The sequence below is a fragment of the Streptomyces sp. UG1 genome, assembly GCF_049974585.1.
Taxonomy (GTDB): Bacteria; Actinomycetota; Actinomycetes; order Streptomycetales; family Streptomycetaceae; genus Streptomyces.
The window spans coordinates 1-13,565 of record NZ_JBNGGG010000095.1 but is presented as its reverse complement, the minus strand read 5'-3'; the positions used below and the strand labels follow the sequence as shown (position 1 = coordinate 13,565).

15 protein-coding genes and 4 pseudogenes are annotated in these 13,565 nt (G+C 67.7%); 14 read left to right on the top strand and 5 right to left on the bottom strand.

The window, feature by feature from the left end; translation table 11 throughout:
• Positions 1-281 precede the first annotated feature (281 nt).
• A complete protein-coding gene (locus tag ACP4J3_RS49825; RefSeq protein ID WP_426544778.1) occupies positions 282-638 on the top strand; it encodes a hypothetical protein in 357 nt (118 codons plus the stop codon).
• A 68-nt stretch (positions 639-706) separates the two neighbouring features.
• Here the strand turns inward: ACP4J3_RS49825 and ACP4J3_RS49820 are convergent.
• The 3 genes and pseudogenes from ACP4J3_RS49820 to ACP4J3_RS49810 form a co-directional block, all read right to left on the bottom strand.
• Positions 707-841, bottom strand: a pseudogene (locus ACP4J3_RS49820) (IS5 family transposase); the annotation flags it as partial.
• A gap of 110 nt (positions 842-951) precedes the next feature.
• On the bottom strand, positions 952-2,733 hold the full coding sequence (locus tag ACP4J3_RS49815; RefSeq protein ID WP_426544776.1) for a reverse transcriptase domain-containing protein: 1,782 nt from the start codon (positions 2,731-2,733) through the stop codon (positions 952-954).
• Between the two features lie 499 nt (positions 2,734-3,232).
• Entirely contained in the window at positions 3,233-3,775 is a 543-nt protein-coding gene (locus tag ACP4J3_RS49810; protein WP_426544774.1) for a transposase, read from the bottom strand.
• Positions 3,776-4,175: 400 nt separating this feature from the next.
• Between ACP4J3_RS49810 and ACP4J3_RS49805 the strand changes: the two genes are divergently transcribed.
• The 7 genes and pseudogenes from ACP4J3_RS49805 (at position 4,176) to ACP4J3_RS49775 (ending at position 8,424) form a co-directional block, all read left to right on the top strand.
• The gene (locus ACP4J3_RS49805; protein WP_426544772.1) at positions 4,176-4,472 is read left to right on the top strand and encodes a hypothetical protein; all 297 of its coding nucleotides are present in this window, start codon (positions 4,176-4,178) and stop codon (positions 4,470-4,472) included.
• Complete coding sequence (locus ACP4J3_RS49800; protein ID WP_426544770.1) at positions 4,469-5,152, top strand: SMI1/KNR4 family protein; 684 nt, start codon at positions 4,469-4,471, stop codon at positions 5,150-5,152. Before ACP4J3_RS49805 ends, ACP4J3_RS49800 begins: the two co-directional genes overlap by 4 nt.
• A 252-nt stretch (positions 5,153-5,404) precedes the next feature.
• Positions 5,405-5,847 (top strand): annotated as a pseudogene (locus ACP4J3_RS49795) (FAD-binding oxidoreductase); the annotation flags it as partial.
• Positions 5,848-6,289: 442 nt separating this feature from the next.
• Positions 6,290-6,685 carry a hypothetical protein gene (locus ACP4J3_RS49790; RefSeq protein ID WP_426544780.1) on the top strand — a complete coding sequence of 132 codons (396 nt, stop codon included), beginning with the start codon at positions 6,290-6,292 and terminating at the stop codon, positions 6,683-6,685.
• A gap of 235 nt (positions 6,686-6,920) precedes the next feature.
• On the top strand, positions 6,921-7,205 hold the full coding sequence (locus ACP4J3_RS49785; protein ID WP_426544768.1) for a hypothetical protein: 285 nt from the start codon (positions 6,921-6,923) through the stop codon (positions 7,203-7,205).
• Between the two features lie 494 nt (positions 7,206-7,699).
• Positions 7,700-7,981 carry a hypothetical protein gene (locus tag ACP4J3_RS49780; protein ID WP_426544766.1) on the top strand — a complete coding sequence of 94 codons (282 nt, stop codon included), beginning with the start codon at positions 7,700-7,702 and terminating at the stop codon, positions 7,979-7,981.
• Positions 7,942-8,424, top strand: a complete 483-nt coding sequence (locus ACP4J3_RS49775) for a TSUP family transporter (protein ID WP_426544764.1) — start codon at positions 7,942-7,944, stop codon at positions 8,422-8,424. The genes ACP4J3_RS49780 and ACP4J3_RS49775 overlap by 40 nt, the downstream gene beginning before the upstream one ends.
• A 247-nt stretch (positions 8,425-8,671) precedes the next feature.
• Here the strand turns inward: ACP4J3_RS49775 and ACP4J3_RS49770 are convergent.
• Positions 8,672-8,764 (bottom strand): annotated as a pseudogene (locus ACP4J3_RS49770) (Tn3 family transposase); the annotation flags it as partial.
• A gap of 90 nt (positions 8,765-8,854) precedes the next feature.
• Between ACP4J3_RS49770 and ACP4J3_RS49765 the strand changes: the two are divergent.
• The 6 genes from ACP4J3_RS49765 (at position 8,855) to ACP4J3_RS49740 (ending at position 13,108) form a co-directional block, all read left to right on the top strand.
• Complete coding sequence (locus tag ACP4J3_RS49765) at positions 8,855-9,160, top strand: BlaI/MecI/CopY family transcriptional regulator (protein ID WP_426544762.1); 306 nt, start codon at positions 8,855-8,857, stop codon at positions 9,158-9,160.
• A gap of 449 nt (positions 9,161-9,609) precedes the next feature.
• Positions 9,610-10,191: a hypothetical protein gene (locus ACP4J3_RS49760; RefSeq protein ID WP_426544760.1), complete on the top strand. Its 582-nt coding sequence runs from the start codon at positions 9,610-9,612 to the stop codon at positions 10,189-10,191.
• A gap of 157 nt (positions 10,192-10,348) precedes the next feature.
• On the top strand, positions 10,349-10,567 hold the full coding sequence (locus tag ACP4J3_RS49755) for a hypothetical protein (protein WP_426544758.1): 219 nt from the start codon (positions 10,349-10,351) through the stop codon (positions 10,565-10,567).
• Positions 10,568-10,925: 358 nt separating this feature from the next.
• The gene (locus ACP4J3_RS49750; protein ID WP_426544756.1) at positions 10,926-11,564 is read left to right on the top strand and encodes a PASTA domain-containing protein; all 639 of its coding nucleotides are present in this window, start codon (positions 10,926-10,928) and stop codon (positions 11,562-11,564) included.
• A gap of 213 nt (positions 11,565-11,777) precedes the next feature.
• Positions 11,778-11,945, top strand: coding sequence for a hypothetical protein (locus ACP4J3_RS49745; RefSeq protein WP_426544754.1), 168 nt, complete (start codon positions 11,778-11,780; stop codon positions 11,943-11,945).
• 539 nt (positions 11,946-12,484) lie between these two features.
• The gene (locus ACP4J3_RS49740) at positions 12,485-13,108 is read left to right on the top strand and encodes a restriction endonuclease (RefSeq protein WP_426544752.1); all 624 of its coding nucleotides are present in this window, start codon (positions 12,485-12,487) and stop codon (positions 13,106-13,108) included.
• A gap of 15 nt (positions 13,109-13,123) precedes the next feature.
• Here the strand turns inward: ACP4J3_RS49740 and ACP4J3_RS49735 are convergent.
• Positions 13,124-13,565, bottom strand: a pseudogene (locus ACP4J3_RS49735) (hypothetical protein); the annotation flags it as partial.

The window sequence follows — 13,565 nt, the reverse complement described above, 5'->3', positions numbered from 1 at the left end:
TGGCCACGCAGGCCCACCCCGAGCTGCGCTCGCGCCCGACCCGCCCGCACCCGCTGTTCGCCGGCCTCGTGAAGGCCGCAGTGGAACAGGTCAGCAGCGCTCCTGAGCAGTGACGGTGAGAAGCCGTATCTCAACCGAACATGATCGCTTGATTTCCGCTGGTCAGGTGTGGTCTAGCTCGGAATGAGGGAGGCATGCGGCGTCTTGTTTCGGCTCCGTGATCGAGGGTGCGCGATGGCGTCGGTGCTGGGAATTCTGGAGGAGCGGCGGCAGCAGCCCGGGTGCGGGTGGAAGGGCTGCGGGAGGAAGTCGCGCGGCTGGCTGGGGTGTTGGAGGCCGCGGAGATCGAGCTGGACCGGCGGGTGATCGCGCGGGAGGAGCTGGTCGAGGCCCTGGCGGCCTCGGCTGCCGAGACCACCGCCGTGACCGAGGCCGAGGCGGAGCAGGAAACCGCGCCCGCCGGTGCCGGGTTCGATCGTGCCGCCTTGGCGCGAAGGATTGCCGGTGACGGTGCTGGCGCCGGACTATCAGCGGATTCTGGGCGTGCTCGACGAGCGGCAGCCTGCGGGCCAGGGGCCGCTGAAGGCCAGGGAGATCACGGCTCGGCTGGGCTTGGAGGCAACGTCGGCGAAGGTTGAGGGGGTGCGCTCGAAGGCCCGGCGTCTGGCGGAGCGCGGGTGGCTCGTGCAGGAGACGTCGGGGGCATTCAGCGTCGGCCGACGGCCCGTGGCCGTGCCAGACGCCGGCTCATCCGAGTGACCATCGACCACCAGATCATCGCCTCGCTGCTGGTCGGCAACGTCTCGTAGTCCCGGGCCAGCCGGCGCGAATGTATCAGCCACGCGGTTGGGTCGGCCGCGCGGTGAGGTGCCCGCCGTGGCAGGTCCTGTTTCGCGCGGCCTCCCGCCGAACCGGACATGACGGTTTCCCGGTCATCCGGCTCTCCAGTGACTACTGCGTGTCCGTTTTGGCAGACTGTTGTGAGTGGATTCGGTCATGGCAGGTGTCGCAGGCCACGACGGTCTTGCGACGCCGATGCAGCATGACGCGCGCCCAGTCGGAGGGCTGCCATCCGGCGTGCGCGAGATCGGCGAGAGCGCGGACGTGGTGCACTTGCACGTTGCCCTTGCTTCCGCAGATTTCGCACGTGTCCGCCAGGAGTCTCGCGATGAGTTCCTTCTGCGGATAGTCCACCCGGACCGGCTCACGGTCGGCGATCTCTGCCGTCCGCTGCCGCTGGAGTGGAATTCCGCCGAACCGCGCCACCAGCGGCTTCCTGTTCTTCCGCTCGATGCGGGCCTCGAAACAGACTCGGGGCCCGTTGGGGGTGTCGATTCGGGCCTTGTGCTTGGCGGCCATCTTCGGCACCGATGAACGGTGCTTGGCCGCAAGAGTCTTGAGCATGGACGTTTCCATGACCCATTGCAGCCGATGCAGCCGGAAGACGTCTCCGGCAAGCAGGTAGTACTGGACGATGCCCCGGTAGACGACCCCGAACGTCGCAACGATCGCGTGATCACTGCTGTTGATCAGAGCCTTTCTCTTCGCGGGTTTTCCGCGTGAGAGATGCGGGGCGCACTTGGCTTTGATCACGTCCCGGGGGACACGCAGTGCGATCTGACCGTTGACGCGTCGGTAACGGCCGGTCTTCTTCGTGTCATTGTGCTGGGTCGTGATCTCGTAGCCGAGAAACCGTGCTGCCCCGGTGCGGGCATGAGTGATCAGGGTCTTGTCCTGGGACAGCTCCAGCCTGAGTTCGTCACGCAGGAACTGGGCCAGGCGCAGCTTGATCTGCTCGGCCTCGGCTTTCGGTCCGGCGAAGCCCAGGAGATGATCGTCCGCGTAGCGGATATAGCGCAGTCGCCGATACCCCGGGTCATTCGGGTCCGAGCTCGGCAGGCTGACCATCCGCTGGCGCAGCATGCGGGCCTGGGCCCGGTCGCCGCGCCGGCGGGCTTTCGCCAGCAGATTCTGCATCTCCAGATAGGCCGGGTTGCGGGCCCGGCGATCTCCTCGGGTGTACTCCGGAATCAGAACTGTCTCAACGAACTCATCCAGCCTGTGCAGATAGATGTTGGACAGGATCGGGGAGGCCACTCCGCCTTGCGGCGCTCCGGAGAGCGTGGCACCCCACCTCCAGTCCTCCAGGTATCCGGCGTTGAGCATGTTGCGCACCAGCCGCAGAAACCGCTGGTCATGGATCCTCTCGCCGAGGATCGACAGTAGGACCTGATGGTCCAGGCTGCCGAAGCAGTCGGCGATGTCCCCTTCGACGAACCAGGAAGTCCCGGTCCAGGTGTGGTCCACCTCCCGCAATGCGGTGTGGCAACCTCGACGGGGACGGAACCCATGAGAGCGGTCGGAGAACGTCGGCTCGTAATACGCCTCCAATAACAGGCGGACCACTTCACCAACGAGCTTGTCCGACCAGGTCGGTAGCCCCAACGGACGCATCTTCCCGTTCTTCTTCGGGATATGGATGCGCCGCACCGGACGGAACCGATAACGCTCGTGACGCATCGTCTCGACGATCCGGCTGATCTTCCGTTGGGACATGCCGTCCACGGTTTCCGATGTGACCCCGGGCGTCATCGCGCCATGGTTGGCGTAGATACGCCCGTAGGCCAGCAGATACAACTGCGGGTTGAACAGCTGCCGATACAGTTCATCGCACGGCAGGTTGCGCCTGCCGCGTTCACGCAGGACACCCAGCACCGTTGCGGCGCTCTGCATTTCGCATACCTCCCGGGTTTCGAGGTGTCCGAATCACCTGGCCCCCTTCGCCCTGCGGACGGCTTTCCCGTCCTCCCTGGCCGGGCGTTAATCCGGCGACTACTACGGGGCCTCCGTCGCCTTAGGACTCGCATCCCATAGGCGATCCCACGTTCGTCTCTGTCTGTACGTTCTAGCGCGACACAGGCGTCCCACTCATCTCCTTAAATGTCCTCGCTGGACATCGCTCCGCGCTCCGGAAGTTGCTCCGGCCACACCATACGAAGCCAGAACAGAGCGCGGCGCCGGTTTCAGCTGTCTTTCCGGCGGATGAGAGCTTGCATCTTCTGGAGATTGGGCTTCAAACAATCCAGTCTTCGCCATATCGCGCGGGCCACCCAGCACCCCGTCCCTGACAACTGGGCCCGGTCACTGGTTTCTGACATGCTTTTGTCCCCTTCACCTTTCGGATCCAGGTAAGTCATCGGGCCCAGAAACCTCCTTCCGAGTTCCTCCCGGCTCAGCCGGGGATACAAACAGAGCGCCTCGTGGCGCACAACGTACGCTCTGCCACCCAGCGCCTGGGCAGCACCACGAACCCTGTCATGTCGTCGGTGCGTTTGACGATGTCCAAGGGCAGCGCGAGTTTCTGACGGCACCAGTCGACGAGGGAGCCGGTGTAGCCGCCGTCCGCCCAGACGAGGGTGATGTCGCGATGCAGACGGCGCAGCCGCTGCAGCAGGCCCATGGCGGCCTCCCGGTCGCCGATGTTCGCGGCGGTGACCGCGACGACCAGGAGCAGACCGAGCGTGTCGGTCACGATGTGCCGCTTACGCCCGGGCACTCTCTTCCCGCCGTCGTAGCCGCGTGAGGCGACCGGCACCGACGCGGCGCCCCGCACCGACTGCGCGTCGATGATTCCCGCCGTGGGCTCGGCCTCACGGCCCTCGCGCTCACGGACCTTCCCGCGCAGCCGTTCGTGGAACTCGGTGATCAGCCCGTGCTCGCGCCAGCGGCGGAAGAAGGCGTAAACCCGGGTCCAGTCGGGGAAGTCCGCAGGCATCGCCCGCCACGAGATCCCGCGACCAGGTAGCGGATCGCGTCCAGCAGTTGGCGGTGGCAGTAGCCCTCGGGCTGCCCGCCTCTGCCCTGGAGCCGGGCCGGCACCGGCAGCAACGGCCGGATGGCCGCCCACTCCGCGTCCGTCATGTCCGACGGATACCGGCGTTCCCGGTCGGGATGGTCGGCCGCGTTGCCGTACACGTGCGCGAGGCAATCACACGATGGTGCCGCCGAGTTGAACTGGACGGGCTCGGACGCGTACAACAACGACACCAGGGCCTCCCGGCACTGCTCGGTTAGATTCGCATCCCCGAGCTACCGAGAGGCCCTGTCTTCATGCGCGCACAACGGGGGGATCACCCCGGCGGGAAACCTGTTCGACCCGCACGTTCCATGATCGGTTGAGATACGGCTTCTACGACTCCCACCTCAACTGGCGCGAACTGCGCAGGCGCCGGATCCTGCCGGTCATCTCCCGCAAGGGCTCTCCGAACATCAAGGGCCTCGGCAAGCTCCGCTACGTCGTCGAGCAGACCTTCGCTCTCCACCACCAGTTCAAGCGCCTCGCCGTCCGCTGGGAACGCCGCACCGAACTCCACGACGCTTTCGTCTCCCTCGCCTGCAGCCTGATCTGTTGGAGACGCCTCAATAAGACCGGCCCACGGTCGCGTCACGAGCTCAGAGGGTGTTACCGATGAAGGGTGAGCAGCCCTCGAGGCCGCGGGCTGCGACAATCCGTCCTGTGTCAGAGGAGCTCTCGCGTTGGTACAGAGGTCGCCTGGTGGGCGGTCCGTTCAGGCCGTTCGACCCAGGCGAGTGCTCTGCACTTGAGCGGGAGATCGGGCCCCTGCCACCCGCGTACCGCTCCTTCCTGGCAGCCGCCGGCGGGGAGAGACTGGATTACTCGGTCCGCCTCCCGGCTTGTGAACCAGAACCGGTCCAGAGCTTCGACAGCCTCTATCAGTTGGGCCGTGACGACGCCGGTGAGTACGGCTGGGGCACTCTCCTGGGCGAGTACCGGCACAGTCGCGACGGGTGGCTTGCCGAGAACGTGCCGCTGACCGGGCTTCTGCCCATCGCCCGCAACGGCGGCAGCGACGTCCTCTTCCTGGACCTGAACCCGGGCACTCATGGCCAACTCCATGCGTTCGTCCACGCCATCACCTGGCCGGGGTATCTGGGCAACCACGTCTTCACGAAAGTCGCTGACAACTTCGACGCCTACCTCGACAGCCTGTTCATCGACCCCGACATGGCGGAGGACGCCTGGGCGGATGTCGCCGACAGCGATCCTGCGGATCCTTGGCGGAGGACCGTCGAGGAATGGCTGGACAAGGAACTGCCGACTTGGCGTGCCGAAGCCTGGGCCATCCCATGAACTGAAGACGCTCTCCCCAGGTCACTTCCCTCAGCTGCGTAGCCCAGGTAGCCGACTCCAGTTCGTCTGGCGCAACGCATCGTTGTGAAGAGCCTGCTCATGATCGTGTTACGAGCTCTTACTGCGGCCGCACCCCGAAGTGCCGCCATGCGACAGAAGTCGCGATAGACCCACAGTCATCTGCGCTTGCTCGAACAGAACTCCCGGTCGACCCTGGAGAGGTATACAGGCTTCCTCGGAAGCGAGGCGAATGTGTTCGGCATTCCGGGCTTCACAGGGCGAGTCATCACGCCCGGCGACGAGGGGTACGACGAGGCGCGCCGGGTCTGGAATGGCGCCGTCGACCGCTCTCCGCGAGTCATCGCCCAGTGCACCGGGACCGCGGACGTTCTTGCTGCGCTCCGTTACGCCCGCGAGGCTGGGCTACTCGTGGCCGTCCGGGGCGGCGGGCACAACGTCGCGGGCACCGGGGTCTGCGACGACGGGCTGGTCATCGACCTGTCGCCGATGCGGGCCGTCCATGTCGACCCCGGTCGCTCTGCCGTCCGCGTAGAGGGTGGCGCGCTGTGGGGCGACGTCGATCAGGTCACGCAGGGCTTTGGCCTGGCAACGCCTGGGGGATCGTGTCGCACACCGGGGTGGCGGGGCTGACCCTGGGCGGCGGCATCGGCTGGCTCATGCGCAAGCACGGGCTGACCGCCGACAACCTGACCGCCGCCGACGTCGTCACCGCCGACGGGCAGTTGCGCCGGGCCAGCGACAAGGACGACCCCGACCTGCTGTGGGCGCTGCGGGGCGGCGGGGGCAACTACGGGGTGGTCACCTCCTTCACCTTCCGGCTTCACCCCGTGGGACCCCAGGTGCTGGCCGGCCCGGTCCTGTGGCCGATGGAGGACGCCGCCGACGTTCTGCGTCACTACCGCGACGTCGTCGCCGGATCCGCCCCGCCGGAACTGACCACGATCGTGAATCTGCGCAAGGCGCCACCGCTGCCGGCCATCCTCGCCGATCTGCGCCGTCCAGTCGTGCTGGGCGGGCGACCTCGACGCGGGCGAGCGGGCGCTGCGCGCCCTGCGCTCGTACGGCCGCCCCCTACTCGACCTGGTCGCGCCGCGCCCGTACACCGCCTGACAGACCATGCTCAACCCCGCCGTGCCGCACGGCTGGCACTACTACTGGAAGTCCACCAACCTTGCGGAGCTCAGCGACGCGGCCATCGACGTGCTCGCCGAGCACGCGCTGGACGTGGCCTCGCCCCGCTCGTACACGCTGCTCTTTCGCCTCGGCGGCGCGATCGCCGACGTCGGCGAGGACGACACCGCCGCGCCGCGCACAACCTCAACATCAACGGTGTATGGCAGCCCGGTGAACCGATCGGCGACCAGGAACGTGCCTGGACCAGGGACTTCTTCGCCGCCATTGAGCCGCACCGGTCCGGGGTGTATGTCAATTTCCTCGGCGAAGAGGGCGCCGACCGGCGTCATCCACCCGATCCGGGGCACGTGGTACGTGCGTGTTCTCTCCTTTTGGTGAAACCTCGGGGTTTCTCCCGCAGCAGGGGCGGGAGGAACCCCGTCTGAGTGACACAGCCGTGTCCCGGCGCGTGCAGTACGCGATGGCGGTGCTTAGAGCCAGCCCTTGCCGCGGAAGACCCGGAAGACCAAGGCGACCACGCCAAGCGTGGTGAGCAGGACCATGGGGTACCCGAAGTACCAGCGCAGTTCGGGCATGTGGTCGAAATTCGCGTAGACGCCGAAGGCGGCGATGGGTGGCGATGGGTACGGCGATCATGGCAGCGATGGCGCTGATGCGGCGCATGTCCTGGTTCTGCCGCACGCTCGTCCGGGCCAGCGCCGACTCCAGTGCGGTGTCGACGAGTTCCGTCAGCGTGCCCCACCCGTTCGGCGACCTGGGCGCGTTGATCCTGGCCGGGCTGCTCACCCGGCTCGCCACGCTCCCGATGATCGTGAACATGCTCGGCGCACTGCTGATCACCAAGCTTCCCATCCTGTGGGGCGACGCCCCGCTGTTCGACGGCAAGTCCGGCTGGTAGGACTTCATCCACGAGTCCCGCACCGACCTGGCCCAGCTGTGCAGCAGCCTCTTGTTGCTGATCGTCGGCGCCAGCGCGTATTCACTGGACGCCCGCCTGCACCGCACCGCCGCCGTACCGGCTGGTGCGGGAGCCTCGGGCCGCTGACCCGGCCTCTACGGAGCGTCGTCGCCGAGGCCGTCAACGCCTCCACGCCCGGCTGCTCCAGAACGCCACGGTCACCACGCACCTGGCCGCGCTCACCCAGCGGCAGGCCGGGGACGCATTCGCGCGCACAGTGCCCAAGCGCCCCGCCCAGCAGGCGTGACAACGACCCCGCTCAGGACGGGTGGCTCCGTTCGCGTTCCGACAGCACCGGCCGCCTGCTGCTGAGGTCCGGGTGCGGTTGTAGAGCGTGCCGGCGCAGGAGGGCTCGGGGGTGATGCCGGTGCTCGGATGTCCGGACGAAACCTGAGCAGAACCTCGCTCCTCTTCGCTCGACGCACTCAGCACCCATGGTCTTCGGTGCGGGATCGGCCATCGGCGTTCTGGGCGGGATGATCGGGCTCGGCGGCGCGGAGTTCCGCCTGCCGCTGCTGATCGCTCTCTTTGGGTTCGCCGCGCTCTCGGCCGTCATCTTGAACAAGGCGATGAGCCTGGTCGTGGTCCTGGTTGCGCTACCCGCCCGGCTGGCGGCGGTTCCGGCCGCCGAGGTGGCCGGCTGGGGGCCTGGGCCGGAGCGAGCTGGGCGGTGCGCATGCGCAGCAGCACCCTCTACAAGGTGCTGGCGGCGCTGATGGTGCTCATGGCGACTGCGCTCGTGGTCACGTACACCACCGCCCTGGGAACGCTCGCGCTGCCGCTGCGGGCTCAGGTGCCCTGCGGGGTGGCGGCCGGGTTCGGCATCGGGATAGTTGCGGCGATCATGGGCGTGGCCGGGGGCGAGCTGCTGATCCCGACGATCGTGTTGCTGTTCGGCCAGGACATCAAGACTGCGGGAAGCCTCTCCCTGCTGGTGTCGCTGCCGACGATGCTGGTGGCCTTCGCCCGATACAGCCGTGACGGCAGCTTCGCGGTGCTAGGCAGGAACGTCCGCTTCACCATGGTCATGGCCGCGGGCTCCGTCGCTGGCGCGGTGCTGGGCGGGCTGCTGCTGGGCGCATTTCCGGACGTGGTGCTCATCCCCGTGCTGGCCGTGATCCTGCTCCTTTCCGCGGTCAAGCTCGTCCGTCACGACTGACTTTGCCGAGCCCGCCGGGACTTCCAGCACCGCAGCTGCTTGCATGGATAGAGGCAGGACGGCGATCAGGCGGCCGTAGTGAAGCCGGCGGCGGCCCGGTCCCGCTCGCGCAGCGGGGTGAATTCGACGTCCAGCTTCGGGTTGTACGCATCGGGCTGGATGCCGAGCTCGTGCTGGAGTACTCGCCGAACCCGTTGATGTGCTCGGTCAGGTACGGCTGCCAGGTCCTTCGGCTCGATCGTCCAGCTTTCCAGTTCCTGATCCTGGGCATCAGGTCGAAGCCCAGCAGGTGGGCGAGCGCGAACAGCGGCTGGGACTGACCCTGGGTGTCCGCGTGGACGATGGCCACCGGCATGTCGGCCACAGGCCCCCACAACCGACCGGAACGGCGCGGCGCCGGTGAGCTGGAGAGCGCGGTCCTCGCCTCCCTGTGGCCACCGACCGGGCGCTCACCCCCGCCGAGATCCAGGCGGAGATCGGCGCCGATCTCGCCTACAACACCGTGCACACCATCCTCAAGCGCCTGCACGACAAGGGACTGGTCCTGTGCGCCGCCGACGGCCGGCGCGGCGCCTACTGGCCCGCCAAGAATGCCGCCGAACTCACCGCCGAGGCCATGCACGAGGCCCTCGACCAGGGCCCCGATCCGATCGTCACCCTCCAGCATTTTGTCACCGTCCTGAGCCCCGAGGAGGAGCGGGCCCTGTGTGAGTTGCTGGGTGGGGACGGTCCATGAGGACTGCCGGGAGCGGCCCAAAAGGACTGACGTCCACGTCCTCCCTCGCCCTGTCGCTGCTGCTCGCCGCGGGACAATCACGGCTAACCGGTTGCTCCCCAGGCCCGGCCCATAAGGTCGCGGCGCATGCGCTCCTGATCGGGGCAAGGACCACTCGAGGCGTGTCGCCCGTCACCAACGTCCCCGAACAGCACGCCTGGACGGGCACTGAGACGGTGCAGCGACGGAGAGGCGCGTCGTTCGCCGGGACCCTCGATATGCGGGCGACGGCCGTCCCCCTCGCCGGTGCTGCTGTGACCAGCGGAGACGCCGTCCTCAGGTTCGGTACGGGCAACGGCCGCTCAGCAGCGGGCGGCATAGACCGCGCTTCGGGCTTGCGGATTCCGCCAGTCCGAACGGCGTTGGGCCGGGACCGGACATGCGTTTTCTGGGCGTGCTTCTGGCTCAGCGTGCTCGGCCTGCTGGCCAAGGAGCCCGAGGACCGGCTCACGGCCGAGGAGGTGGCCGACTGGTTCGGGCGCGGAGCCTGGCATGGGGCGGCGGAGCCACTGCCGAGTGAACACCAGGAGCACAGCCGCCCGGGCGGGGCGCCCGTCACCGGTACGGCGCCCGCCCCTGCGGCCACCGCTCCCACCACCCCCGCAGGGGGCGCCTTCGTCCCGGTGGTGGACACCGAGTGGAAGACGAGCGTGCACCGGTCAGTGACCCGCCGCTCGCGCCTGCCGTTCCCTGGCCGTTCCCGGCTGATGGCCGTGCTGGGCGGCGCAGCCCTGTTCACCGTGGCGCTGCTCGTCGGCATGGCGTGGTTCTCGTCCGGCACCGGCTCGGCGCAGGGACCGCAGACCGGGCCGTCCACGAGCACGAGCCCCACCATGTCACCCCCCTCGACGCCGTACGGCACCTCCTCCTCACCCTCGCCGTCACTCTCCTCATCCCCGGTGCAACCCGCAGATCAGAAGACGGAGAAGACGACCGACCCCAAGCCGAGCCCCACGAAGGCTGACAAGCACGGAGGCAAGGGCAAGCACTGACCGGTGTCTGGCCCTCCCCGAACGGGCCTGCTTCGCCGTTCCGCCCCCGGCCTGGTCGGCGCTGCCAAACACCGCTCGGCGACACGGTCGTGGACGCAGAGTGGATCCATGCGGCACTGAGCTGTATGCCGACCGCTGCAAGGTGCATGGTGGTGCCATGGACAGGCGTCCTCCCGTGGTGGTGCTGCCACCCGCGTCGGACGGCGGACGGCGGGTGACGATCAACGGCGAGCGCATGGGCACCGCGTACAACCTGTTCGACGTGCTCGACTTCCTGCACCAGGCGGGCCTGCCCGCCGAGGACACCGCCGTCGACGACCCCGAACTGATCGAGTGGCGCGGCGGCGGACCGTACGACTGGAACACCGCGCCCTGACGACTGCCTCAGCCGATGCTGGCTTCTCCAGTCTCTAACGGCCACGGAGGGCAAGTGGAGCCACGAACCGCTGTCGAGGCCGATGCCGAACAGCGGGCCCGTGCAGGTCAGCCCCTGGGTTGCTGGCGGCGGCATACCCGGCCCATAATCCGCGTCCAGGTGAGGTGGTTGACGGCCGAGGCGCGGAAGAGCGCCGCGACGAGGATGCGGCCGACGCGTACCCAGTGAGCACGCAGCGACCGGCCAGCGGGCTACTGTAAAAACTGGATATTCTGCCACATGGGCGACATACGCGCCTCATGAATCCCGCGGATCACGCAGGCCAACCTCTCGCCGACGCACGAACCCTGGGGGGATCATGCACACTCGCGTATGCATCACACTCGCCGCGGCATGCCTCGCCGCGCTGGCCAGCCTCAGCGCCTGTGGCGGTAACGGCACCACCACTGACGACGAGCCGACCGGAACCCCGGACACCACGACCAGCGCCCCCGCCGAAAAGCCCGTGCCCACGACTGAGTCCGCGTCTCTGCCGGACATGATCGGCAAAGGGCTGCAGTTCGCGCAGGACCAGGCCCAAGAGGCAGGCTTCTATGACCTGACCTCACACGATGCCCTCGGTCGCGGCCGAGAGCAGTTCGACGACCGCAACTGGAAAGTCTGCTTCCAGACCCCAGATCCCGGTCAGCACCCCACTAACGCCAAGGTCGACTTCGCCACCGTCAAGCTCGAAGAGACCTGCCCCGCCACCGACCAGGGCACCGAGACCAAGACTGCCGGAGCGACGATGCCCGACTTCAAGGGCAAGTCCGTCAAGGTCGCTCGCGAGGCCCTCCCTTCCAACGCCAGCATCGTCGTCAACGACGCCTCCGGCGAAGGCCGCGTCATCGTCATCGAGTCCAACTGGAAGGTCTGCTCCCAAGAACCCGCTGCCGGCACCAGGCTCGAAGGCCAGCCGGTGACGCTCAACGCGGTGAAGTTCGAAGAGTCCTGCTGACACCCGCCTACTATGAACGCCCAGGCGCCATGCCACGGTTGGGCGCCCGGGCCGGAAGGGGTGCTGCACCGCCAGGATCGCCTCCGCTGCCCGGTCGCGCATCCGCACGACAAGCCATCACCCAACTGGCGTACGCGCTTGCGGGCACCGGCGTGCGGCATGCCCCATTCGGCCGCACGCTGAGCATGACCCGGTTACCGGCAAGCAGCAGCTGTGATCGCTGCTCTGCGGGGAGGCGTCGTGATCGTGATGGTTCTGCTCGTCCCGGTGATGCTGTTCCTCGTGCTGTTCGCGATGGCTGCGCTGGAAGACCGTATGTTCCCGCTGCCACAACCGCCCGGCCCGGAACCGGAGATCCCCGAACAGTCCGTGGCCGATTGAGACCCGCGCCCAGGTCTCACACGCCCGCCCCTGGCCATGTGGCCGACTCGGGTGCATGATCCCGTCACCCCCCCCCACGCAACGCCATGCGCGCAAAGGGAGCTGTATGAGTCTGAAGCGGCACGTACAGACCCGGGCCGCGGTGATACGCGCCGGGGACACCACAACCTTCGTATCCCCCGAAGATTGGTACGGCGGTCAGATCCTGGCCCCGGTGGACACCCAGCTCATTGAGGCGGCTGCCGGAAGCCGCGCCACCAGCTACCCCACGCTCAACTGTCGGTGATGGCGCAGCTCACCGCCCATTCCGCCGAGGAGTTCGACCTACAGAGCTGGGAGCCCTGCCAGGATGTCGATCGTAGTCAGGCAGCGTGACTGGGGCTGACCCGTACAGAGTTGGGCGCCCGGGGCGACCTATGCGTTTTGCCGTCACAGGCAGGCGCGTTGACCTCTCTACGTCACGGATCGGACACACGGTCTACCCGCAGCGTTCACACCCCTGCATGATCCCCCTAGCATCAGCAAGCCCAGGGGAGATCTTGAGCGCGCCCGCATCCCGAAGAGACCTGCAGTCGGAGGATTCCTGCCTCATCGGCTGCGGCTACGCCATCGGCGCCCTCGGCGCAGTGAGCATGACCGCGATAATGGCGGCCGACGGACTCGGAGCGGCGGCCCTACTGCCCCTGTTCCTGTTCGCCGGCGGCCTTGTCGTGCACTCCAGGTACCGCATCCGCCGGGCAGCCGAACGGCGACGGCTCCAGGAGGTGCAGTCCACCGAGATCGCCCGGTATCACGCGATGAATCCGCGCGAGTTCGAGCAGGCCATCGCCTTTCTCTGCGAGCGCGACGGCTGTATGGACGCCCGGGTCGTCGGCGGGGCCGGAGACCTCGGCGCCGACGTCGTCGCCACCGCGCCCGACGGCCGGCGCATCGTGATCCAGTGCAAGCGGTACGGGCCCACGACCAAGGTCGGCAGCCCAGACCTCCAGCGGTTCGGGGGCACTTGCTTTAGCATCCATGGCGCGCAGGTCGCCGCGGTCGTCACCACCTCGGTGTTCACCCGACCGGCCATCAACTACGGCACGCAGCACGGAATCCGGCTGTTCGATAACACGGACCTCGCTGCCTGGGCGACTCGCACCGGCCCAGCACCGTGGATGTGAGCAGAGGCAGACCGGTCACGGGGGGAACGAGCCTGACCTTGCACTTTGGAGCCCGCTGCCCCCTCCACAGAGGGCGGGCTCCTCGACGCTCGTGATCGGACCGCTCCCTACAGCGCACTGCGGCTCCGGTGCATCACATATGACCGCCGCGCAAGGAACACTACTGGGCTGTGTGGAGGCGGTCGGCTCGGCTGCCCTCTCAGTCTTCTCGGATTTCTCGGCCTTGCCCTGCTTGTCTCCTGCCGTCTGCGCCAACTGCTCGGCGCAGTACGCGGCGACGTTCTCCTTGCCGCCTGCGGCCTCGACGAGCTGCTGCCAGACCGTCGCGTCCAGCTCCTTGCCCCGGCCTTTGACTTTCTCGTAGGCGCGGCAGTGGGCCTCGATGGCGTCCCTTGACGTGGTGTAGCCGATCAAGGTGAGGGGGTGCGCCGGGGGCGTATGCCGATGGGTTTTCGCT